The 22,033-nt window shown below is 67.1% G+C and carries 17 protein-coding genes; 8 read left to right on the top strand and 9 right to left on the bottom strand.

Annotated elements, in window-relative coordinates; genetic code table 11:
- Positions 1-2: 2 nt before the first annotated feature.
- Entirely contained in the window at positions 3-4,151 is a 4,149-nt protein-coding gene (locus tag QHG62_RS07585) for a CheR family methyltransferase (RefSeq protein ID WP_281150277.1), read from the bottom strand.
- Between the two features lie 277 nt (positions 4,152-4,428).
- On the opposite strand from QHG62_RS07585, the gene QHG62_RS07580 reads away from it, so the two are divergent.
- From QHG62_RS07580 to QHG62_RS07570, 3 genes are all read left to right on the top strand, one after another.
- Complete coding sequence (locus QHG62_RS07580) at positions 4,429-5,199, top strand: OBAP family protein (protein WP_281150275.1); 771 nt, start codon at positions 4,429-4,431, stop codon at positions 5,197-5,199.
- 89 nt (positions 5,200-5,288) lie between these two features.
- On the top strand, positions 5,289-6,476 hold the full coding sequence (locus QHG62_RS07575; protein WP_281150273.1) for a polysaccharide pyruvyl transferase family protein: 1,188 nt from the start codon (positions 5,289-5,291) through the stop codon (positions 6,474-6,476).
- On the top strand, positions 6,469-7,899 hold the full coding sequence (locus QHG62_RS07570; protein ID WP_281150272.1) for a Coenzyme F420 hydrogenase/dehydrogenase, beta subunit C-terminal domain: 1,431 nt from the start codon (positions 6,469-6,471) through the stop codon (positions 7,897-7,899). The genes QHG62_RS07575 and QHG62_RS07570 overlap by 8 nt, the downstream gene beginning before the upstream one ends.
- 17 nt (positions 7,900-7,916) lie before the next feature.
- Here QHG62_RS07570 and QHG62_RS07565 read toward each other — a convergent pair whose 3' ends face one another.
- Entirely contained in the window at positions 7,917-8,174 is a 258-nt protein-coding gene (locus QHG62_RS07565; RefSeq protein ID WP_281150270.1) for a hypothetical protein, read from the bottom strand.
- 162 nt (positions 8,175-8,336) lie between these two features.
- Here QHG62_RS07565 and QHG62_RS07560 point away from each other — a divergent pair, with 162 nt between their 5' ends.
- Positions 8,337-9,236 (top strand): SIR2 family NAD-dependent protein deacylase, encoded by a 900-nt coding sequence (locus QHG62_RS07560; RefSeq protein WP_281150268.1) that lies wholly within the window; start codon positions 8,337-8,339, stop codon positions 9,234-9,236.
- Positions 9,237-9,257: 21 nt separating this feature from the next.
- On the opposite strand, the gene QHG62_RS07555 is transcribed toward QHG62_RS07560, so the two are convergent.
- Positions 9,258-9,494, bottom strand: coding sequence for a hypothetical protein (locus QHG62_RS07555; RefSeq protein ID WP_281150267.1), 237 nt, complete (start codon positions 9,492-9,494; stop codon positions 9,258-9,260).
- A gap of 256 nt (positions 9,495-9,750) precedes the next feature.
- On the opposite strand from QHG62_RS07555, the gene QHG62_RS07550 reads away from it, so the two are divergent.
- Positions 9,751-10,323, top strand: a complete 573-nt coding sequence (locus QHG62_RS07550) for a hypothetical protein (protein ID WP_281150266.1) — start codon at positions 9,751-9,753, stop codon at positions 10,321-10,323.
- Between the two features lie 26 nt (positions 10,324-10,349).
- On the opposite strand, the gene QHG62_RS07545 is transcribed toward QHG62_RS07550, so the two are convergent.
- Together QHG62_RS07545 and QHG62_RS07540 are read right to left on the bottom strand one after the other, a co-directional pair.
- A complete protein-coding gene (locus QHG62_RS07545; RefSeq protein WP_258505586.1) occupies positions 10,350-10,562 on the bottom strand; it encodes a KGG domain-containing protein in 213 nt (70 codons plus the stop codon).
- A gap of 131 nt (positions 10,563-10,693) precedes the next feature.
- Positions 10,694-11,191, bottom strand: a complete 498-nt coding sequence (locus QHG62_RS07540) for a ferritin-like domain-containing protein (protein WP_281150265.1) — start codon at positions 11,189-11,191, stop codon at positions 10,694-10,696.
- A gap of 211 nt (positions 11,192-11,402) precedes the next feature.
- Between QHG62_RS07540 and QHG62_RS07535 the strand changes: the two genes are divergently transcribed.
- Complete coding sequence (locus tag QHG62_RS07535; protein WP_281150264.1) at positions 11,403-12,332, top strand: manganese catalase family protein; 930 nt, start codon at positions 11,403-11,405, stop codon at positions 12,330-12,332.
- 18 nt (positions 12,333-12,350) lie between these two features.
- Here QHG62_RS07535 and QHG62_RS07530 read toward each other — a convergent pair whose 3' ends face one another.
- Together QHG62_RS07530 and QHG62_RS07525 are read right to left on the bottom strand one after the other, a co-directional pair.
- Positions 12,351-13,361 carry a chemotaxis protein CheB gene (locus tag QHG62_RS07530; RefSeq protein ID WP_258505583.1) on the bottom strand — a complete coding sequence of 337 codons (1,011 nt, stop codon included), beginning with the start codon at positions 13,359-13,361 and terminating at the stop codon, positions 12,351-12,353.
- Between the two features lie 88 nt (positions 13,362-13,449).
- Complete coding sequence (locus QHG62_RS07525) at positions 13,450-18,063, bottom strand: PAS domain S-box protein (protein WP_281150262.1); 4,614 nt, start codon at positions 18,061-18,063, stop codon at positions 13,450-13,452.
- A gap of 147 nt (positions 18,064-18,210) precedes the next feature.
- On the opposite strand from QHG62_RS07525, the gene QHG62_RS07520 reads away from it, so the two are divergent.
- Positions 18,211-18,456, top strand: coding sequence for a hypothetical protein (locus QHG62_RS07520; RefSeq protein WP_281150260.1), 246 nt, complete (start codon positions 18,211-18,213; stop codon positions 18,454-18,456).
- Here the strand turns inward: QHG62_RS07520 and QHG62_RS07515 are convergent.
- The gene (locus tag QHG62_RS07515) at positions 18,426-19,850 is read right to left on the bottom strand and encodes a sigma-54-dependent transcriptional regulator (RefSeq protein WP_281150258.1); all 1,425 of its coding nucleotides are present in this window, start codon (positions 19,848-19,850) and stop codon (positions 18,426-18,428) included. The two genes, QHG62_RS07520 and QHG62_RS07515, sit on opposite strands and share 31 nt — an antisense overlap.
- 130 nt (positions 19,851-19,980) lie before the next feature.
- The gene (locus QHG62_RS07510; RefSeq protein ID WP_281150257.1) at positions 19,981-20,352 is read right to left on the bottom strand and encodes a histidine kinase dimerization/phospho-acceptor domain-containing protein; all 372 of its coding nucleotides are present in this window, start codon (positions 20,350-20,352) and stop codon (positions 19,981-19,983) included.
- Positions 20,353-20,565: 213 nt separating this feature from the next.
- Between QHG62_RS07510 and rpoN the strand changes: the two genes are divergently transcribed.
- On the top strand, positions 20,566-22,029 hold the full coding sequence (rpoN, locus tag QHG62_RS07505) for an RNA polymerase factor sigma-54 (RefSeq protein ID WP_281150256.1): 1,464 nt from the start codon (positions 20,566-20,568) through the stop codon (positions 22,027-22,029).
- The last annotated feature ends 4 nt before the right edge of the window (positions 22,030-22,033 follow it).

Below are 22,033 nucleotides of genomic sequence, written 5' to 3'. Positions count from 1 at the left end.
GCTCACTGCAGCTTGCCGATGGCCGCCTTGAGCTCGTCGATGGAGGCGGGCTTGGGCAAGTGCGCATTGAAGCCTGCCTCCAGCGCGCGGCGTGCGTCGGCACGCCGGCCGAAGCCCGACATGGCAATGGAGCGCAGCTCGCGGGTCTCCGGCCGCCGCCGCACTTCGGCAATGAACTGGTAGCCGTCCATCTCGGGCATGCCGAGGTCGGACACCAGCAGGTCGTAGGCATTCGATTCGAGCAGCTCCAGGCCCTTTTTTGCGCTTGGCGCAATATCCACAATCGCACCCTCGAGCCTCAGCACCTCGGCAAACGGGGCCAGCGCGTCGGCATAGTCGTCCACCGCAAGCACGCGCCAGCCGCGCAGGCTCACTTCGGCCGGGGCTTGTTCCACCACCACTTCGACCGCCGCTCCCACGCGCGGCAGCCACACGCTGAACTCGGCCCCCAGGCCCAGCCCCGGTGAATGCACTTCGACGCGGCCACCGTGGGCCCGCGTCAATTCATGAACCAACGCCAGGCCGATGCCCAGCCCGCCATTGGGAGGCGTCGCGTCGCTGCTGGCCTGGTTGAACATGCCGAACACGTGCGGCAGAAACTCCGGCGCAATGCCGCAGCCGGTGTCGGCCACGATCAGCTTGCCGAAGTTCTCGTCGGCCGCAACGCGCACCGTGATGCGGCCGCCGCCGGGCGTGAACTTCACGGCGTTGCTGAGCAGGTTCCACACGATCTGCTCCATGCGTATGCGGTCGCCGTTGCACAGCACGCCGGCTTCGCAGTTCGCGTCCAGCGTCAGCTTCTTGCCGGCCACATCGTTCACCGCGGCCTGCGCCGTGGTCTGCACCAGCTCGCCCAGGTCGACGGGCACGCGATTCAGCCGCAGCTTGCCGGTGCGGATGCGCGAAAGGTCGAGCAGGTCGTTGATGATGCGCGTCTGGCTGGCCACGGCGCGCTTGATGGTTTCGCCCAGCCGCCGCACCGCCGGCACCTCCGCGGTGGCCGGCATGTGCATCAGCAACTCGGCATTCATCTGGATGAGGTTGAGCGGCTGCTTCAGCTCGTGCGACATCACCGCCAAAAACTTGTCCTTCAGCTCGTTGGCCGCCTGCGCGCTGAGGCTGGCCTTCTTCTCCTTAAAGAGCCGGTGCTCCTGGGCGAGCTCATGCTGCTTGGTGCCCGTCATGTCGCGCGCGATCTTGGCAAAGCCACCGCCCGCGGCGGGTTCCATGGGCGTGGTGACACCGCTGCAGAAAAAACGGCTGCCGTCCTTTCGCTGGTGCCATCGCTCGTCTTCGGCCCGGCCCAGTTCCACCGCGCGGCGCATCTCGCGCTCGGGCACGCCGTTGGCCTGGTCTTCGGCGGTGAAGATCACCGCCAGCGGCCGGCCGATCATCTCTTCCTCGCTGTAGCCGAAGATGCGCTGGGCGCCTGCGTTCCAGGTGGTGATCTGGCCCTGCTCGTCGCAGGTGATGATGGCAAAGTCGCGCGTGGTGGCGGCCACCATGCGCAGCCGCTCTTCGCCCGCGCGCACCTTCTCTTCCGCGGCACGCAGTTCGGTAATGTCGAAGAAGTTGAGGATCGCGCCTTCGATCTTGTCTTCTGCCGTGCGGTACGGGAGTATTCGCGCCATGAAGTGGCGCCCGTCCACGCTGGCAACGTGCCGCTCGGTAATGCGCAGGTCCTTGAAGGCCGCGGCCGTGTCTTCCGCAAGCTCCGGGTAGTTGAGCCGGCTCGTGATGTCGAACAGCGAGCGCCCCAGGTCCGACGGAATCAGGTTGAACAGCTTGCTCGCGTGCGGCGTGTAGCGCTTGATGTGCATGCCGCGGCTCACGAACACCGTTGCAATCTCCGACGACGTAATGAGGTTCTGCAGGTCGTCGTTGATGTGCCCGCGCTCTTCCACCTTCATCTTGAGCTCGAAGTTCACCGTCACGAGTTCCTCGTTCATCGACTGCAGCTCTTCTTTGCTGGTCTCGAGCTCTTCGGTGGCGGAGCGCAACTCTTCGTTGATGGCCTGCAGCTCCTCGTTGGAGGCCTTCAGTTCCTCGGTCGAGGTTTCGGCGCCTTCGATGGTTTCCTGCAGGTGCAGCTTGAGCTGCCGGATCTGGTCTTCCATCTGGCCGATGAGCAGCTCGCGCGCCGCATCGGCCGGCTCGCCGCCTTCGGGGCGCATGCTGTCTTCCACCTCGTCGAAAACCACCAGCGTGAGGCGCGGTGCGTTCTTGTCTTCGCTCTCGCCCTCGCCCTGCTGCAGCGGGCGCACCGTGATGTTCAGGAACACCTGCCGCCCGTCGTCCCGGCTTTGTACCAGCCGCGTTTCAACACTGCGGTCAGTTTGCGCGGCCTTGAAAAGCGCGGTGCGCAGCTCCAGCCGCAGATCTGGCCGCACGTTGTTCAGCAGGTTGTTCGATGGCTCGCCGCCGGCGCGCTCCAGAAACCGGCCGACACCGCTAGAGAGGTGCAGCACCTCGTGCTCGCTGTTGATGAGCACGCTGGGCGGCGAGAACTGCTCGAGCGCGCGCTGGTGCAGCTCGGCAAAGCTCAAGCGTTCGGCGCGCTTGGGGGAGCGCAGCGCTTCCATGGGGCTGGGTGCGCCTGGCTTGAACGGCGCATCGCTGATGAGCGGCATGTGGCGCCCGCTCGGCAACTCTGGGTTCGCGCGGTAGATGCGGTTCTTCTTGTCGACCGCGGTGAACAGGCTGCCCACCGCGTCGATCGATTCCGAAGTGCCCAGGAACAGGTAGCCCCCCGGCCGCAGCGCAATGCGGAACATCTCCAGCACATGCGCTTGCGCCGCGCGGTCCAGGTAGATCAGCAGGTTGCGGCAGCAGATGATGTCCAGCCGCGAGAACGGCGGATCGCGCAGCAGGTTGTGCAGCGCAAAGAGCACCGGCTCGCGCACCGTGGTCGCCACGCGGTACTGGTCTTGTTCGGGCACGAAGAACTGCTGCAGCCGCGAGGGCGAAATGTCCTCGGCGATACCCTGCGCATAAAGGCCCCGGCGCGCCGTGGCAATGGCCCGCCCGTCGATGTCGGTGGCAAAGATCTGTATGTCCAGCGGCTTGGCCTGCTTGTCGATCTGCTCGCGCAGCAGGATGCTCAGCGAATACGCCTCCTCGCCGGTGGCGCAGCCCGCCACCCAGGCGCGCACCTGCTCGCCCGGCTGCCTGGCTTCGATCAGCCTGGGAAGCGCATCTTGCTCCAGCCCCTCGAAGGCTTCGGGGTCGCGAAAGAAATTGGTCACGCTGATGAGCATGTCCTGCAGCAACGGAGTCGCCTCTTCGGGATGGTCGTGCAAAAAGTTGCGGTAGGCCGGCAGGTCGGCCAGGCGGTTCACCTGCAGCCGGCGCTCGATGCGCCGCAGCACTGTCGCGCGCTTGTAGTGGCGAAAGTCGTGCCGCGTGTAGGTGCGCAGCAGGCCCATGATCTCCTGCAACGCTTTCTCGGCCCGCCTGGCCGCCTCGCCCGTGTCGGGCTCCTGGACGAGTTCCGCATGCCCGTCGTAGGGCATGCGAATGCGCTGTGCGTTGAGCCAATGCTGGACCAGGTGCTCGCCCATCTCGGCCGCGGGCAGCACGATGTCGACCATGCCGGTGGCAATGGCGGCGCGCGGCATGCCGTCATGCGCCGCGTCTTCGGGCGACTGCGCCATGGCAATGCCGCCGTGCTCCTTCACGCGCGTGAGCCCCACCGCGCCGTCGCTGCCGGTGCCCGACATCACGATGCAGACGGCCCGCTCCTTGTGCACTTCGGCCATGGTGCGAAAGAACACGTCCACGGCCAGGTGCAGGCCCTTGATCCGCTCGCTGGGCGTGGCCTGCAGGTGGCCGTCGTTCATCGTCAGGTCGACGCCGGGCGGAATCACGTACACATGGTCCGCCTCGACCGGCACCGGCTGCGTGACCTGCATCACAGGCATTTGCGTGGAGCGCTGCAGTATGGCGGCCGCATTGCTTTCATGCGTGGGCGACAGGTGCAGGATGACGACGAAGGCCATGCCCGCGTCGGCCGGCATCTGCTCGAAGAAGCGGATCAGCGCCTCCAGCCCGCCCGCGGAGGCGCCAATGCCGACGACCGGAAAACTCAGCGTGCTGGGCGTGAGCTTGCGTTCATCGGCGGAGGAAGGCGAAGGCGGATTCGATTTGGGCATTGGGATGTCATTGCGGGAGCCGCAGCCCCGGAGCCTGCCGCGCGGCGGCATTCGATCTTGAAATTCTGCCCCTTGTGGCCGCCATATTCCGGATTTGCAGTCGGTTTTTTTCCCTGATTTTTGCGGTTTGCACCGTGCGCGCCGGACAAGCCCGCACACGGCAGGGTTTTCGCGCTGTTCCTACACACCGCGTCGGCCGCATCTTGCCGCCGACGGGCGCCCGCGGCGCATGGTCGCGGTTTTCTCTTCTCCTTCTTGAGAACCCACCATGCAAGCCATGCCATTGCGATTTCTCCTTCCGCTTGCCCTGGGCGCACTGCTCACGGCCTGCGGCGGCAGCAACACCGGTTCCGCCGTCGAATCGCCGGGTGCCGGCAAGAGCGCAAAAACTGCCACGCTAGAAGCCGGCGCCGCCGCCCTGCAGGACAAGCCGCCGCTCGATGCGCTGAACGCGTACCTGGACGGCTTTCATTTCTACAGCGGCAACATGCAGGCCCAGATGGAGGCGCACCACTACTGCTCGGTGCTGAACGAAGAGCTGATCCAGTGCGTGATCTACGACGGCAACGTGAAGAACGCCAGGATCATGGGCGTCGAATACATCGTGAGCGAGCGGCTCTTCAAGTCGCTTCCGCCGCAGGAAAAGGCCCTGTGGCACAGCCATGTGCACGAGGTGAAGTCCGGGCAGCTCATCGCGCCCGGCATTCCGCAGGCCGCCGAACACGAGCTCATGAAGAAACTCATCGGCACCTACGGCAAGACCTTTCACACCTGGCACACAGACATGCACAAGGAACTCCCTACCGGCGTGCCGCAGCTCATGATGGGATTCACCGCCGACGGCCAAGCCAACGCCGACATGGTGGCGCAGCGCGACAAGCGCTTCGGCGTCGATTCCGCGGAGAAGAAAAAGAACCGCGAAGACATACCCGCTCCCGCCATTGCCGAAGGCGCGGACAACTGGCAAAACGGCAAGGCGGTGCAGCTTGCGGACCCCACGGGCGCCGAGCCCCACGCTGGGCACGGGGCGCCGCCCCCCGGCAAGTAGGACGACTGCCATCGCCACAGGGTGCTCGCACCGGCCGACGGCACGTCGTCCGACGTGTCGCTCGCGATGCAATGCCTAGCTTCGGAGCGATGCAACCGCCCGCCCTCACCTCCCTTGTCCTTGCCTTCGATTCGTCAGCCCATGCGCCGGCGCCTCCCGCAGCGCAGCCGATGAACATCGGCGTGCTCACCTTTCATCGCTGCATCAACTACGGCTCGTACTGGCAGGCGCGCCTGCTGGCAGAAGCGCTTCGGAACATGGGCCACCGCGCCGTGCTGCTCGACCATCACTCGCACCGCGTGAACATGGCCGAATGGCGCTGCGCCCTTCAGCCGGTGCTGCCCACCCCGGTCTCTGGTGCGGACCGCAAGCTCTATGCGCACAAGACACGCAAGTTCCTGGCGTCGATCGCCTCGCTCCCGCTCTCGCGCCCATTTGTGCTGGAGAACCCGCAGGACATGGAGGCGTTCGACGCGGTGGTGGTCGGCAGCGACGAGGTGTGGAACCTCTCCCATCCCTGGTATGGGCGCTGCCCGCTTTTCTTCGGCGAGCGGATCCGCACCAGGCGGCTCGTTGCCTATGCGGCGAGCTTCGGCAACTACCCGGCCGAGCAAGGTTTGCTGCAACAGTGGGCAAGCATGCTGCACAAATTTCACAGCGTGTCGGTGCGCGACGCCAACTCGCGCGCGCTGCTGGGCAAGGCACTGGGGCACACACCCGAACTGGTGCTCGACCCTTGCCTGCAATTCGCGCCGCCGGCATCCGGCGATCGGCCCCGCAAGAGCGGGCAGGCGCCGCGCCATGTGGCCGTGTACGGCCACAACTTCAGCGACTGGTTCGTGGTGCGCATGCGCGAGTGGGCGCGCAAGCGCAACATGCGCCTGGTGAGCATCGGCTACCGCAACGACTGGGCCGACACCCAGTGGCTCACCGCCGGCCCCGAAGACTTCGCGCGCTTCATGGCCGACGCGGACGCGGTGGCAACCAACTTCTTTCACGGCTGCGTCTTCGCGCTGCGAAACCGCAAGCCGTTTCTCTGCGAGGACTCGGCCTACCGCGCCATCAAGATCCGCGACCTGCTGTTTGCGCTCGGCGCGCAGCATCATTTGGCGGATGCCGGCACGCCGGCTTCGCACTGCGACGCGGTGTTGTCCGAACCGCTCGCGCCTTCGGTCGAGGCTCGCATCGCGGCCCTGCGTGCCTCGTCGGCAGGCTTCCTCCACCAAGCGCTGCGGGAGGAGTCGGATGCGCCCGCACGGGAGCGCGCCCATGCATGAACGGCGGCTGCAGCCGACACCCGCCAGCATCGTGCGCTCGGGCCTTTGCATCGGGTGCGGCAGCTGCGTCGCGCAGTCGCGCAGCGCGGAGCCGGCACCCTCTGCGACCGGCAGCGAGGCGCCCCTCATGCGGCTCGACGGGTATGGCGAGCTCAAGCCCCAGGGCCCCGCGGAGTGGCTGCGCATGGGCCCCACGGCCTTCTCTCGCACCTGCCCTTTCTCTCCATCGGCGCGCAACGAAACCGAACTCGCGGCCGACCTGTTCCCCGGTGCCGTTCATGACGATCCACTGGTGGGCCGCTTCGACGGTGCCTACGTGGGGCATGCCGACGAAGCAGACTTTCGCGCGCAAGGCAGTTCCGGCGGCATGGTCAGCTGGACCGCCGCGGAGCTGCTGCGTGCGGGCTTGGTCGATGCGGTGGCCCATGTGCTGCCGTCCGGTGGCGACCGCTTCTTTCGCTACGGCCTGTCGCGCACGCCCGAGGAGATCGGCACCGGCGCCAAGTCGCGCTACTACCCGGTCGAAATGTCGGAAGTGCTCGAGACGATTCGCGCCGTTCCGGGCCGCTATGCCGTGGTCGGCGTGCCCTGCTTCATCAAGGCCGTGCAGCTGCTGCGGCGCGAAGACCCGCTGATGCGCGAGCGCCTTGCATTCACGCTGGGCCTGGTTTGCGGCCACATGAAGAGCGCGCGCCTGGTCGAGAGCTTCGCCTACCAGATGGGCGTGAACGTCGCGGACATCCGCAGCGTGGAATACCGGCTGAAAAACGAGCGGCGGCCCGCCAACTGGTACACCGCGCAGTTCGTGCTGCGCGACGGCCGCAGCGTGCAGCGCGACTGGTTCCACCTGGCGGAGGGCGACTGGGGATCGGGCTTCTTCCAGAACGAGGCCTGCAATTTCTGCGACGACGTGGTTTCGGAAACGGCGGACATCTCCTTCGGCGATGCATGGGTGGAGCCCTACGCGTCGGACGGCCGCGGAACCAACGTGGTGATCGTTCGCTCGCCGGTGCTGCACGAACTCGTTGCCAGCGCCATGGCCGCTGGGCGCCTGCAACTGACGCCGGTCGATGCGGCGTTTCTTGCGCAAACGCAGGCCGCGGGTTTTCGCCAGCGGCGCGAAGGCCTGGCCTATCGCCTCAGCTGGCAGCGGCGCGGCTGGAGGGGAGGCGTTCTGCAGCCCGTCAAGCGGGTGCGCCCCGGCCGGACGTTGCCCTGGCGCCGAAAGCTCATCTACCGCATGCGCGCCGCCATCACCCGATGGAGTCGGCAGCTGTTCGCGGCCACGCGACGGGCGGGCGGCCGTTCGCTCTACGTGCACTGGGCGCGCGGTGCGCTGTCGCTCTACCACGCACTGGCCTATTCACGGGGGCGCATCGGCTCCTGGGTGGCCCGGCTGGCGCCGGACGACCGGGGCGGCTGAAGCCCGCGGCCTCTCGATCACCCGCCGCCAACGCCCACGTTCACCTTGCCCGTGCCGCCGCACTCGGGGCAGCTTTCGCCGCTGTTACGGCGCCCGCTGCCGCCGCACAGGCGGCACACGGTTTCGCCGGTACCGGGAGCGCCGGGCGGAGCCTCGTCGCCGGGCTGCATCGGCGGGGGCTGCACCAGGTCCACCGATGCGCCCGGGTCTTCTTCGCCCGCGACCGACTCCGAGAACGCTCCGGGCCGGATCTGCTTGACCGAATCCTTGTTCATGCCTGTCTGCCCCGTAAAAAGTGGAACACGGCAGCAAGCATCTGCTGCATGCAAAGGCACCGCGCCAGCAGACGCCCACAGGCCCCGTCGGATAGCGCCCACAGGCGGCGGCGCTCCGCACCGGCATGCTGCATGTGCCTTTCACAACGTATTCGTCTTTCCATGGGTTCTACCGCGCCTTCGCGACGCACCGCCAAGCGCTCAAAGTCCCGCTCGAAGCCGCGGGCCGCGGCGCTGCGCATCGCGGTGCAAAAGCCCGACGACGAAAAGCTCGCCCAGCTGCGCGAAGCCCACCGGCGCGGCAAGGTCGTGCTGTTCGTGGGCGCGGGCATCTCGATGGGGCTGGGCCTGCCGCCGTGGTCGGCGCTCATCGAGCACATGGCACGCGAGCTCGGCATCGATGCGCACTCCTTCGGCGACAAGGGGGGCTATTTGACGCTGGCCGAATACTTCCGCCTTCGGCATGGCAGCATCGGCCCGCTGCGCAGCTGGATGGACCGCGAGTGGCACAGCGGCGACGTTCGGGTGGAAAGCTCGCGCATCCATGAGCTGCTGGCCAAGGGCCGCTTCCCGATCATCTACACCACCAACTACGACCGCTGGCTGGAGACCGCTTTCGAGCACCACAAGGTGAAGTACACCAAGATCGTGAGCGTTGCCGACCTTGCCAAGCTGCACCCCGGCGTCACGCAGATCATCAAGTTCCACGGCGACCTGGAGGACGACGCCTCCATCGTGCTCGACGAAAGCAGCTACTTCGCCCGGCTTGACTTCGAGTCGCCGCTGGACATCAAGCTGCGCGCCGACGTGCTCGGGCGCTCGGTGGTCTTCATCGGCTACAGCCTCGCGGACGTGAACATCCGCTACCTGTTCTACAAGCTCTCGCGGCTGTGGAAGCAGTCGGTGCCCGACGTGGCGCAGCCGGTTTCGTACCTTTTCTCGCCCTCGGCCAACGAGGTGCAGCAGGCCGTGCTCGCGCAGTGGGGCATCGAGATGATCCCGCTGGCGCGGGACGATCCGTCGAAGGCGCTGATCGAATTCCTGGAGGCCGTGGTCGGCTGACCCAGGGGTTGCCAGTGCGCCCTAGCGGCGCGCGTCCGGATTGGTTTCGCCCTTGTGCGGTTTTGGCGCATCTCTCGGCGGAGGCTTCTCGCCCACCTGCATGCTTTGCGAGGCATTGGTGCCGATGTCGCGCGAGCCCGGATAGCCGTGGCGCTTGTTCGCCTCGCGGCCGATCTCGCTTCCCTCTTCAGGGCTGTCTTGCCCCACGGCGCGGTTCTGGTCGATGTTCACGGGCGATTGTTCGGGAGGACGGGTCATTCTTTACTCCTGGATACCTGCTCGGCGGCATTGCACAGCGGGCTTGCGATTCATGATGGCCGACACCGCGGCGCACCTTGTCGTCCTGGCGCCGAGGCCGCTGTAAGCCGCATACCGAGCCTTGCGTGCCGGCAAAACTTGCGGCAAATAGCGGAACGCGCGGCGGCCCTTGCCCTTGCCCTTGCCCTTGCCCTTGCCCTCGCGCCGGGCACGCCGTATGCCATGGAAAGTGTCGCCTTCAATGTTCCAGATTCACATGTCCCAATCTTCCATGGTCGACGACTCGAAGGATCTGAGCCGCTGCGTGCACGACGCGCGCAATGCGCTGGCCGCGATCTCGTCCGCGAGCGAGGTGCTCGCCCGGGTCGAACTTCCGCACGACGTGCTGCACGAAGCGGCGGTCGTGGTGTCGAGGCAGGTCCGCCAGCTCTCGGCCCGGATGAGCGAACTCGTCGTCCACGCGCAGCGGGCCGCAGGCGAACCCGGCCGAGCACTGGTGGTGTCGGACGATGCCAAGCTGCTGGCGGTGCTGAGTGGGCTTCTTTCGGACGCGGGCTACAAGGTCGACCTTGCCGCAAGCAGCGACGGCGGCTACAACGTCCTCATGAAGCGAGCGCCTGAAATCGCGGTGGTCGACGTGCGGACCTCGACCGGCTCGGGGCTGGCGATGGGCCGGCGCGCGCGAGACGCCGGCTTCGAAGGCCGCATGGTGGCCGTGTGGGGTTCACCGCTGGCGCAAGACCAGCAGGACAAGGGTGGAATCGCCGGGTTCGATGCCGTGCTTGCAAGGACCTTCGAGCCCGCCGCCCTGCGCGCTGCAATCGCCTGACCGCGGCGGTCCGCTATCTAATCTACTTACTCCTGCTGCGGCGTGGCCGCGGCGGCTCCCTGCGCCCGCGCGCTCAGGCTCTTGGCCCTCGCATTGCGGGCTTCCTCGGGGGTGAATTCATGGGCGAGCCCCAGTTCGTGGGCGGTGCGCCCGCCCTTCCTGGCGATCTCTCTCTGGCGTTCGGGGTCCATTCCTGCAAAGCCGCGCCGGCTGCGAATGCGCCCTTCTTGATCGTTCATTGACATGCTTTCCTTCGCTCCGCGAACACAGTGCGGGCCTGTGCGCGCAACCGTTGCGCGCCGACCTCACATGGGGCAAACGGCGTGCCCGCCTCTACGGCGGGTTGCGGGCAGGAAAGCGGGCTCCTGGCTCACTCCTCGGCAATGGCCTCTTCCATGGCCTGCGCCTCGGCCAGCGCGCTGAGCTTGCCGTCCGTGGCGGTTTCCTCGGCCAGCGAGGCTTCGAGCAGCGACACGGCTTCTGTGTGCCCGAGTTTCTTGGCCAGCGTGCACAGCGAGTTGTAGCCCGCGATCTCGTAGTGCTCCACCTTGCGCGCCGCGCCGATCAAGGCGGCGTCGAGCACCGGGCCCTTCTCGATCTGATCGATCAGCGAATCGCCTTCCTCGACCAGGCCGGCCATGCCTTCGCACTTGATGCGCTTGATCTTGATCTGCAGCAGCTCGGCAATCTGTTCGATGCGCTCGACCTGGCCGCGCGTCTCTTCCAGGTGCGTTTCGAAGGCCGAGGCCAGGCCCTCGTCGGTGGCGGCGCGGGCCAGCTTGGGCAGCGAGCGCGTCATCTGCTTTTCTGCGCTGTAGGTGTCGGAGAGCTCGTGGATGAAAAGATCGGAGAGGCTTTTGACGGGCATGTTGGTTCCTGAAAAAACGAGTTGGTGGAAGAAACAAGGCCGATGTTTGTGGTGCGTGCAAAGGGGCCAAGCAAGGCTGCTTCGCAACGCCTTGTCAGTCTTTGCCGCACGCGTGGGGGGCACGCCGCTTGCCGCAAGAAAAGCGCGGTGGTGCCGAAGGGCGCGGCCGTTCGTTCAACAGACCCAGACCCAACCAACGCAAGGAGTCCCCATGTTTTCTCACAACAAGCGACTGCAATACACGGTACGCGTGAGCGAGACCAATCCCGGCCTCGCCAACCTCATGCTCGAGCAGTTCGGCGGCCCGCAAGGCGAGCTGGCCGCGGCATGCCGCTACTTCACCCAGGCGCTCGGCGACGACGACCCCGGGCGAAAGGACATGCTGTTCGACATCTCGACCGAAGAGCTGAGCCACCTCGAGATCATCGGCACCATCGTCGGCATGCTCAACAAGGGTGCGAAGGGGCGGCTGGCCGAAGGCGTGGAAGAGCAAGGCGAGATGTACCGCACCATCACCGGCGCGGGCAACGACAGCCACATCACGCAGGTGCTCTACGGCGGCGGCCCGCCGCTGGTCAACTCGGCCGGCGTGCCATGGACGGCCGCCTACATCGACACCATCGGCGAGCCCACGGCGGACCTGCGCTCCAACATCGCGGCCGAGGCGCGCGCCAAGATCGTGTACGAACGCCTCATCAACCTCACCGACGATCCGGGCGTGAAGGACGCGCTGACCTTCCTGATGACGCGCGAGATCGCGCACCAGAAGTCTTTCGAGAAGGCGCTGTATTCCATCGAGCCCAACTTCCCGCCGGGCAAGCTGCCCGGCGACCCGCGCTTCACCAACGTGTACTTCCGCATGTCCAAGAGCGATGCGGACCTGCGCGGCCCCTGGAACCAGGGCGAGCGGTGGGACTTCGTGCCCGTCACGCAAGAGTCGGGGCCGGTGGACGGCGGCGACGGCCTGGCCACGGTGGAGCTCAGCGATGCGGATGCACCGGTGCTGCAGCAGATGGCGGCGCGCACGCAGTCGCGCCCCGACGGCGATCCGCTCACGGGCGCGGAGCTGGGCATGGGCGAAGGCCCGGCGCTGGCCGACGGCGCCAACGGCGCCAACGGGCCGGCAATGCCGAAGAAGTAGCGCGCGTGCCTGAACCGCTCAGCTCGCGTCGAAACTGGCCGGGCTGGGCGCTCTCACGGTGAGCTTGCGCAATGCGGCGCTCACCGCCGCGAGCTCGTCGGCTTCGCGCAGCGAGTTCTCGGCGTTGCCGACGCCGTCCGCCTTCTGGACCTCGGCCAGCCGCCGCAGCATGGCTTCCTTCTCCTGCATGGCGCGCAGGCTGGTCCACAGCGCGGCGTCGGTCACCTCTTCCTGCGTGGCCGCAAGACTGCGTGCGCTGAAGGCGTGGCCCGTGTGACAGCGGTAGCGCACCGGGTGCTTGTCGTGCAGCTCGAACAGCACGCCCCCGCAGTCGGGGCAGCTGAACATGGAGGGCTCGCCGATCACCTTCAGGTTTTCCACGGTGCGGTCTCCAAGACCCACGGCATATTCGCGGCGCAGCGCGGCAGGCGCTTCGAAGGCCGGCAGGTCGGGCCTCGGTTGCGCCAACTGGAACAGGAGCTTGCCCATGCCGCGCAACGCGACGACGTGGTCCACCTGCACCGCCGCCATCGCGCTTTGCGGCATGCTGGGCTCATGCGCTTCGGCCGGGTCCTGCACGACGGCAATGCCGCCGCAGTCCTTGATGGCACGCAGGCCGGCGCTGCCGTCGTCGAGCCTGCCGGTAAGAACCACGCCAACGGCGCGCGGGCCGCAATCCAGCGCGGCGGAACGGAACAACGGGTCGATGGCGGGGCGGGCATGGTGTTCCTTGGGTCCGCGGGTCAGGCGAACCACGCCGCCCTCGAGCAGCATGTGGTGGTCGGGCGGTGCGATGTAGATGGTGCCGGGTGCGGCCACGTCGCCCTGCTTTGCCTCGACGGCGCGGTTCGGACCGCGGTCGTTGAGCAGGGACGCAAGGTGGCTGCGGTGGGCGCCGATGTGCTGCACGAAGAAAATCGGCGCGGGAAAGTCGGCCGGCAATTCAGCGACCAGATCGAGCATTGCATAGACGCCGCCTACGGAAGCGCCAATAAAGATGGCTTGGTTTTGGGGAACAGAGTTCAGCATTCCTGAGCAGCAGAAGTACACGAATAAGTACGTTGTCTTCCTGCAGGGCAAGCGGCGTGCCCGGCTTGCGCGCCCGCTAGTCGCCCCTTTAGCCGCTTGCCGCCGCTGCCCCGTCGCGCGCCCGCAGCAGGCGCTGGACGTCTGCCGCGGCCACCGGCTTCACCAGGTGCTCGTCGAACCCCGCCTCCAGTGCGGCAAGCTTGTCCTCAGGCTGGCTCCACCCCGTGGCCGCCACAAGAAGCATGCCGCGCCCCCAGGGCTGTGCGCGAATCCGGCGCGCCACCTCGTGCCCGTCGAGCCCGGGCATGCCGATGTCGAGCACGGCCGCATCGGGCCGGAAGTGCTCCGCCACCCGAAGTGCATCGACCCCGTTGTCGGCGGTTTTGACGCTGAAGCCGGAAATCGACAGCATGCGCGCCATGCCCCACAGGGCGTCCACGTTGTCGTCCGCGAGCAGCACGCGCTGCGGAGCGGCCTCTGACGCAGCATCCGGCGAGCCAGGCTCGGATTTCACGTGCCCCGCCACGGTGTCGGATGCAAGCGGCTCCGCAAGCGGAATACGCACGGTGAACCGGCTCCCATGGCCGAGCCCCCTGCTCTCGCCGGTGACCGTGCCGCCATGCAGCTCGACGATATTGCGCACCAGCGCCAGGCCAATGCCCAGCCCGCCCGCCGAGCGCTCGTGCGCGTGCACGCTCTGCGTGAACATCTCGAACATCGTGTCGACCGTGTCCGGGTCCATGCCGATGCCGTTGTCCGTGACGGTGAAGATCGCATGGCCGGCATCCGCATCGGCATGCACCGCCAGTTGGATCTCGCCTCTTTCCGGCGTGTACTTGGCCGCGTTGGACAGCAGGTTCGAGATCACCTGCGTCAGGCGCATCGGGTCGGCGTCGAGCGGAATCTCGGCGGCGAAGATGTCCAGTTCGAGCTTGTGGCGCCCCTGCTCCATCAGCGGGCGGGTGGCCTCCAGCGCCGCATCGACGATGCTCTGCGCCGTGACCCTCTCGCGGCGCAGCACCAGCCGGCCCCGGCGCAGGCTGGAGACATCGAGCAGGTCGCCCAGCAGCACCTTCATGGCCGCCGCCTGGCGCCGCACTACGCGCGCGGCGCGCGCCTGCTCCTGCGTGGGAAGCTCCTCGGGTGCCAGCAGTTCGGCGGCGCCGCTGATCGATGCGAGCGGGTTGCGCAGTTCATGCGAAAGCACGGCCAGAAAGCGGTCCTTGGCGGCATCGGCGGCCTCGAGCGCCTGCCGCGCGGCCTCGTTGGCGCGCAGCGCATCGAGCAATTCGCCGCGGCTTTGCTCCACCTCCTGCTGCGCCGCGCGCTGCTCGCTCTGGTCGCGCAGCACCTTCACCATGCCGATGACCGCGCCCTCGCCGTTGTGCATGGGCATGAGCGCGCCGCTGGCCCAGAAACGAGAGCCGTCCTTGCGCTGGTGCAGCCGGTCGTCGGCCGCCCGGCCGGCGGTGAGCGCGGTGCGCGCCTCTTCCTGCGGGGCGCCCGCCGCGCGGTCTTCCTCGGTAAAGATGATGTCGGCCGAACGGCCGAGGATCTCGGCCTCGGTATAGCCGAGGAGCCGCTCGGCGCCGGTGTTCCAGCTTTTGACGCAGCGCTCCATGTCGACCGAGAAGATCGCGTAGTCGACCGCGTTTTCGAGCATCAGCCGGAAGCGCTCCTCGCTTTCGCGCAGCGCTTCTTCAGCGGCCCTGCGCTCGCTGATGTCGTTGCACACGATGAGCGCGGAGTCGGGCTTGCCGCCCGCGTTGGTGAGCACGGTCACGCTCTTGTGCAGCCAGATGAAGGAGCCGTCCTTGCGGACATTGCGGCTCTCGCTCTGGAACGGCTCGCCATGCTGTGCCAGCCGCGCGAACAGCGCCGAGATTGCCGGCTTGTCGGCGGCGTGCACCAGGTCGAGCGCGCTCACGCCGGCGAGTTCGTTCTCGCCGTAGCCCATGAGCTGGTGATAGCAGGTGTTGGCAAAGGTAATTTCGCCGTCGAGGCGGGTTTGCGCCACGCCCACCGAGGCCTGGTTGACGATGGCGCTGAAGCGCTCCTGCGACTGCCGCAGCGACTCCTGCGCTTCCTTGCGCTCGGTGATGTCGACGAAGGTGAGCACCACGCCCGCAATGCGGTCTTCGATGGTGCGGTAGGGCCGCACGCGCGCCAGGTACCAGTTGCCGGCGGCGTCGCCCACCTCCCGCTCCGAAGGCTGCAGCGTCTGGAGCACCTTGCGCGCATCCGCCGCAAGCTGCGGGTAGTCCAGCGGCGTGGTCAGGTCGGAGAGCGGCCGCCCCACGTCGGTGGCAATCAGCTTGAAGATGGCCACCGCGCTGGGCGTGAAGCGGGTCACGCGGAACTCGCGGTCCAGAAACACCGTGGCTATGGCGGTCGCATCCATCAGGTTCAGCATGTCGCTGTTGGCCTGGCCCAGGTCGTCCACCTTGCTCTTGAGCTCGTGGTTGACGGTGGTGAGCTCTTCGTTGATGGATTGCAGTTCTTCGCGGCTGGTCTCGAGCTCTTCGGTCGCCGAATGCAGCTCTTCGTTCATGGCGTGCAGTTCCTCGTTGCTCGCCTTGAGTTCCTCGGTCGATGTCTCGTACTGCTCCACGGTTTCGCGCAACTGCGACTTCAAACGCGTCACCTCGCGCTCCAGGTGCTCGGCAAGGGGCTCTGCATCCACACGCGGAACCACAATGCTGCCGCGCGCGCTCGCGGGGTCGGCCTGGCGCAGCAGCACCAGCAGGCCGCCGCCGATTTCTTCCACCGGCATCACATGGAGCGAAACCTCGGCTTCGCCATGGTTCAGCCGCACGCGCACCGGCGCCACCTCCACCGGCTGTCGCCTTTCGTTCACGTGGTAAAGCGCGGTCTGCAGCTCGGCCTTCAGGTCAGGCACGATGGCGCGCAGCACGTTGCGCGACGGCTCGCCGCCGCTGAAGTGCAGGAACGGCGTTGCCGCGGGCGAGATATGCAGCATCTCGTGGTCCGAGTCCAGCAGGATGGAAGGCGGCGCCAGCCGGTCGAGCAGCCGCAGGTGCAGCTCGCCCCAGGTCATGCTGCGGCCATCGGAGAGCGGCGCCATTGCGCTGCGTTGCAGCTGCGCAAAGGCCGCCCCTGGAATCACGGGCAGCGCGCGCTTGGCGTCCAGCGCCAGCGCGGTGCTGCTGCGGCCGGTGGGCACCGGCAACGCGGCCTTGGGCGCATGGCGGTGCGCGTAGATGCGGTGCTTCTTGTCGAGCACAGCGAAGAGCGGGCTGTCTTCGTCCACCGCCTCCGATGCGCCGATGAACAACCGGCCGCCGGGCACCATCGCAAAGTGCAGCGTCTCGAACACGCGGGCCTGCGCCTCCCGGTTGAGGTAGATGAGCAGGTTGCGGCAGGTGACCAGGTCGATGCGCGAGAACGGCGAATCCTTCAGCACGTCGTGCACCGCGAACAGCACCATCTCTCGCAACTCGCGGCGCACGCGGTAGCCGCGCTGCTCGCGGATGAAGAAGCGCCGCAACCGCTCTTCCGACACATCCGCCTCGCTGACCATGGGGTAGATGCCTTCACGGGCGGCGCGCACCGCGTCCTCGTCCAGGTCGGTGGCAAAGATCTGGATGGTCGGCGGGCTTTCCAGCATGCGGGCGTGCTCGCTGAGCAGCATCGCAATCGAATAGGCCTCTTCGCCCGTGGCGCAGGCCACCACCCACACGCGGATGGTGTCGGCCGAGGTCTTGCTGCGGAACAGCTCGTGCACCATGCCTTCCAGCGCCGAAAAGCATTCGCCGTCGCGGAAGAAATTGGTCACGCTGATCAGCATGTCCTGCAGCAGCGCGCCGGCCTCGCCGGGGCGCGTGCGCAGGCAGTCCAGGTAGGCGGCAAGATCGCTCACGCCGTTTACCTGCATGCGGCGGCCGATGCGCCGCAGCACGGTGGCCCGCTTGTAGTTGACAAAATCGCGCCCGCTGCGGCTTCGCACGAAGGCCAGCACTTCGCGAAAGGCCGCCTCGTCCACATCGGGCGCGGGCGGTGCGTCGTCTTCGCCGTCCGGCAGCTGCTCGGGCGGCAGCTTCAGCTGCCGCTCGATGCGGTAGTAGGCGTGAATGCGCGCGCCCATTTCGCGCACGGGCAGCACCCAGTCGACCATGCCGGTGGCAATGGCCGACTGCGCCATGCCGTTGTGGCGGGTTTCCTGCGGGTCTTGCGCCACCGTCAGGCCGCCGCGCTCCTTGATCCGCTTGACGCCGATGGTGCCGTCGCTGTCCACACCCGAAAGAACCACCGCAATGGCGTGGGGCCCGTGGGTATCGGCCAGCGTTCGAAAGAAGAAGTCGACCGCCATGTGGCGGCCCTGGCCCGGCGGAAGCGCCGCCAGTTCGATGAGCTCGCCGCGGGTGCGCAGCGTCTTGCCGGGCGGAACCACATACACCGTGTCGGGCTCGATGCGCTCCCTGCCGCCGACCGGCACCACCCGCATGCGGGTGGAGCGCGCCAGCACCTGCGCCAGTGCGTTCTCATGCGCCGCGGGCAGGTAGAGCACCACCACGAAGGCCATGCCCGTGTCGGTGGGCATGCCCTCCAGGAACTCGCCCACCGCCTCGATGCTGCCCGCCGAGCCGCCAAGCCCGACAACGGGCAGCATGCGATAGCCGCGCGACGGCACGGCGTCGTCGATCTGATCGCCCAGCGCTTCCTCGGCATGGTCGGGGTTCATTTCATCCAAAGCGCTTTCTCCTACTTGCTCTCCGGCAAACGGCGTACCGGCCCGGCGGCGGCACCTCGGCACGCAGTTTGCCGGGCGGTGAACGCCTTGCGCGAGACCTTTCGCCTAGCGAGAACCTTCACGCACCCGGAGACACGCATGAACGAACTCAGCAGCTATTTCGCCTGCCATCCACTTGAAAACCCGGCGAATTATCTGGGAACCGACTTCGATCCCGCAGGCGCCGCGGCCTACAGGTTGCGGCTGCGCGGCTGGAAGGAACGCTATCGCGCGCGAATGCGCGGCGCGTCCTCCGCCGCGGGTCCGTCCTCATGCTCCCGTCGGAACACGCCGGCGCAGCCGCAGGCGCCTTCTCATTGCTGGTACTCCTTCAGCCGGTTGTAGAGCGTCTTCATGCTGATGCCCAGCAGCGCGGCGGTGCGCTCCTTGTGGCGCCCGCAGCGCTCGTAGGTGGCAAGAATGACGCGCCGTTCTACCTCCGAGAGTTGCGTGCCCACTTCGATCACGATCTGGTCCTCCCCCGCCTCGGGAGGTGCCACAGCGGCATCCCGCTGGCCATTGATCGGAGGGGGCGCGAGCGCTCGGCCGCGCGTTGCTTCGGGCTCGGGCCCGGCGCCCGCACTGTCCCCTGCGGGCAGCCACTCCTCGTCGATCTCGTTGCCGGACGCCATGACCCATGCGCGCTGCACCACGTTGCGCAGCTCGCGCACATTGCCAGGCCAGCGGTGCGCCGCCAGCCGCGCCAGCGCGCCCGGCGTGAAGTGCTTGCTGCCACCTTCCTGGCGCGCCAGGTCTTGCAGGAAGCTGGTGGCAATGAGGGCGATGTCGTCGCCGCGTTCGCGCAGGGGCGGCAGCCCGATTGGAAATACGTTGAGGCGATACAGCAGGTCTTCGCGCATGGTGCCCCGCGCCACCGCCTCGCCGGCGTCGCGGTTGGTGGCCGCGATGATGCGCACGTCGGTCTGCTGCACCTGGGTGGAGCCCACCCGCATGAAGGTGCCGCTCTCCAGCACGCGCAGCAGTTTTACCTGCAGCTCGAGCGGCATTTCCGTCACCTCGTCCAGAAACAGCGTGCCGCCATGCGCGCGCTCGAAGAAGCCCTGGTGCTGGCGCTCCGCCCCGGTAAAGCTGCCGCGCTCGTGGCCGAAGATTTCGCTTTCGACGAGGTGCGGCGACAGCGCACCGCAGTTCACGGCAAGAAACGGCTGCTCGCGCCGCCGGCTCAGGTCGTGCACCGCGCGGGCCACCAGTTCCTTGCCGGTGCCGCTTTCTCCGTGGATGAACACGGTCACCGCGGTGCCGGCCACGCGCGAAATCTGCCGGTACACGCGCTGCATGGCCTGCGAGCGGCCGATCAGGTGGCCGAAGCGCCCGGTCTCGCGCCAGAGCTCCTGCACCTCGTCGAGTTCAGCGCGCAATTGCGAAGGAGCAATGAGGCGTGAGAGCAGCCCCTTCAGGTGCTGCGGATTGATCGGCTTTACCAGGTAGTCGGCAGCGCCGATACGCAGCGCCCTGATGGAAGTCTCCAGGCTCGCCTGCCCCGTCATGAGGACCAGCATGGTGTCGCTCACGATCTCGGGGTCGTCCAGCAGGTCGAAGCCGCTTCCGTCGGGCAGGTGCAGGTCGAGCAGCAGCAGATCGGGCCGCTGCATGGCAACCAGGCGGCGCGCCGCGGCGATCGAGTGCGCGCACATCACGGTGTGCCCCTCGCGCGCGACCAGGGCGGCAATCATCCGCGCCGAATCTTCGTCGTCTTCAACAATAAGTGTGTGGCCCAACTTCGTACCTGGCTTGACGCCTGTGCTGCACTGCGAATGAGTGCTTGCCTCGAATTTCCCGCGCAATTTCTTTCGCGCGTAGATGTCCCACTTCGAATCTTGCGCCGCCCGGCAAGAAACGCCGGACGGTTCAATCGTCCAAGCCCTGTGCGAATTCGTGCACTTGCTCTGTCAGAGACGTCATACGCGCGACCTGCCGCTCCAGCACTTCCAGGGCTTCGCGTTGGGTGTCGGTGTCGTCGGAGGTCCGCAAAAGCTCCAAGGCCACGGCCATGGCGCCCACCGGGCTTCGAAGATCGTGTTCAAGGCGCTGAGCGCACAGTGCCTGGCGAGCCAAGCGCGCTCGATGCAGCGCCAGCTTTTCTTCCGCAGCCCGTGCGGTGCGGGATTTCTGCCGAAACGCGAGTCCCAGCCCCGCGAGCCCCGCAATGGCAAGGCAAGCGCCGGTCAGCAGCGCCGGCCACGCCGCGGGCTGCCCCCTGTCTCCCGATGAATTTTTCATTGCATGAGTTTCCGACAAACGCCCCACCCCTGTCTGCCCCCGGAGAACCGCAAGATTTGCCGCAAGGCTTCCAACACCCCGGCGCCGAAGGCGCGCGCGAACCCTTTTATGCGTACTTTAAAACTAGTTTTCGACCCATGCGAGCGAGAAATACCCTGGCACGACCGTTGCGCAGCCATCCCGCCCCGAGAACCGGAGGCGCTACGGAGAAACATGAACACGTCGATTGTTTTGCAGGCCCGCCAGGTGCAGGCCCCTATCTTTTCCCCCCGCCTGCAGCAGGCCGTTCGGCTGCTGCAGATGTCCTCGCAGGAGTACGCGCAGGCGCTGCGCGACGCAGCCGAGCTGAACCCGTTTCTCGAGATTGAACCGCTCGCGCAAGAAGGCCACGAATCCATCGCCGAAACCGTGCCGGCCGCGGCCGATGCTGCCGCCGACATCGAAGCGGCGGCGGCCTTCGACAGGATTACCGCGGCCCCGGCCTCGGGCGACAGGCACCTGTCGCATGACGAGAGCTTCGACCTGATGCAGCGCGTGCCGCTGCCGGATTCGCTGCGCGCCCACCTGCACGGGCAACTTGGCGTACTGCGCATTTCCGCGCGCGAAATGGCATTTGCGCGCGCCGTGGTCGAGGCGTTGGACGACGACGGCTACCTTCGCATTTCGCTCGAAGAGGTGGGCTCCGCGCTCGGAGAAACCGGCGCGGATGCGGAGCGCGAACTGCGCACGGCCCTGCGCCGCGTGCAGGCGCTCGACCCTGCGGGCGTGGCGGCGCGCAGCGTGGCCGAATGCCTTTGCCTGCAACTCGAGGCTTCTCCAGCGCATGCGAACGAATCGGGAACAGTCATCCGGCAACTCGCGCGCCGTATTCTCGAAGCGCACATCGGCCTGCTTGCCACTCATGACGTCGGCAAACTGGCCAAGGCGCTCGATGCGGCGCCGCAGGAAGTGCAGTGCGCAATCGATTGCATCCGGCGCCTGAGCCCGCACCCGGGCTGGCAATTCGGCGAGACGGCGGCGCGCATCGTGATACCCGACGTGACCGTGAAGAAGGTGCGCGGCACCTGGCGGACCTCGCTCAACGCCAGCGCCCTGCCCCGCGTGAAGGTGAACTCGGCCTACGCGCAACTGCTCGAGCAGCATGGCGAGAAACACGGCACCGGCCAGTGCGCCGCCATGAAGGAATGCCTGGAGCAAGCGCGCTGGATGGTGGGCAGCGTGTCGCAGCGCGCATCCACCATTCTGGAGGTGGCGCGCGCCATCGTCGAGCGGCAGAAGATGTTCTTCGAGCACGGCCCGCTCGCCATGAAGCCGCTCGGGCTGCGCGAAATTGCCGAAGAAGTGGGCGTGCATCCGTCCACCGTTTCGCGCACCGTGCACAACAAGTACATGGCCACGCCCGTCGGCATCTTCGAACTGCAGCACTTCTTCTCGCGCGGGCTCGAGCACGCCGCCGGGGGCGCGAGCGCGCCGGTGGCACTGCAGGGGCTCATCCGCGAGCTCATTGCCGTCGAAAAACCCGTGGCGCCGCTAAGCGATGCGGCGCTGGCACGCCAGTTGGCGCAGCAGGGCTTTCGCATTGCGCGCCGCACCGTCACCAAGTACCGCCAGAGCATGAACATCGACCCCTTCGAGCGCCGCCGCGTCCATGGGGGAGAACTGGGAGCTGCGGCCTAGCCCG

The sequence above is a fragment of the Variovorax paradoxus genome (assembly GCF_029919115.1).
GTDB lineage: Bacteria > Pseudomonadota > Gammaproteobacteria > Burkholderiales > Burkholderiaceae_C > Variovorax > Variovorax paradoxus_O.
The sequence above is the reverse complement of the archived record's forward strand: the minus strand, read 5'-3'. Positions and strand labels throughout refer to the sequence as shown.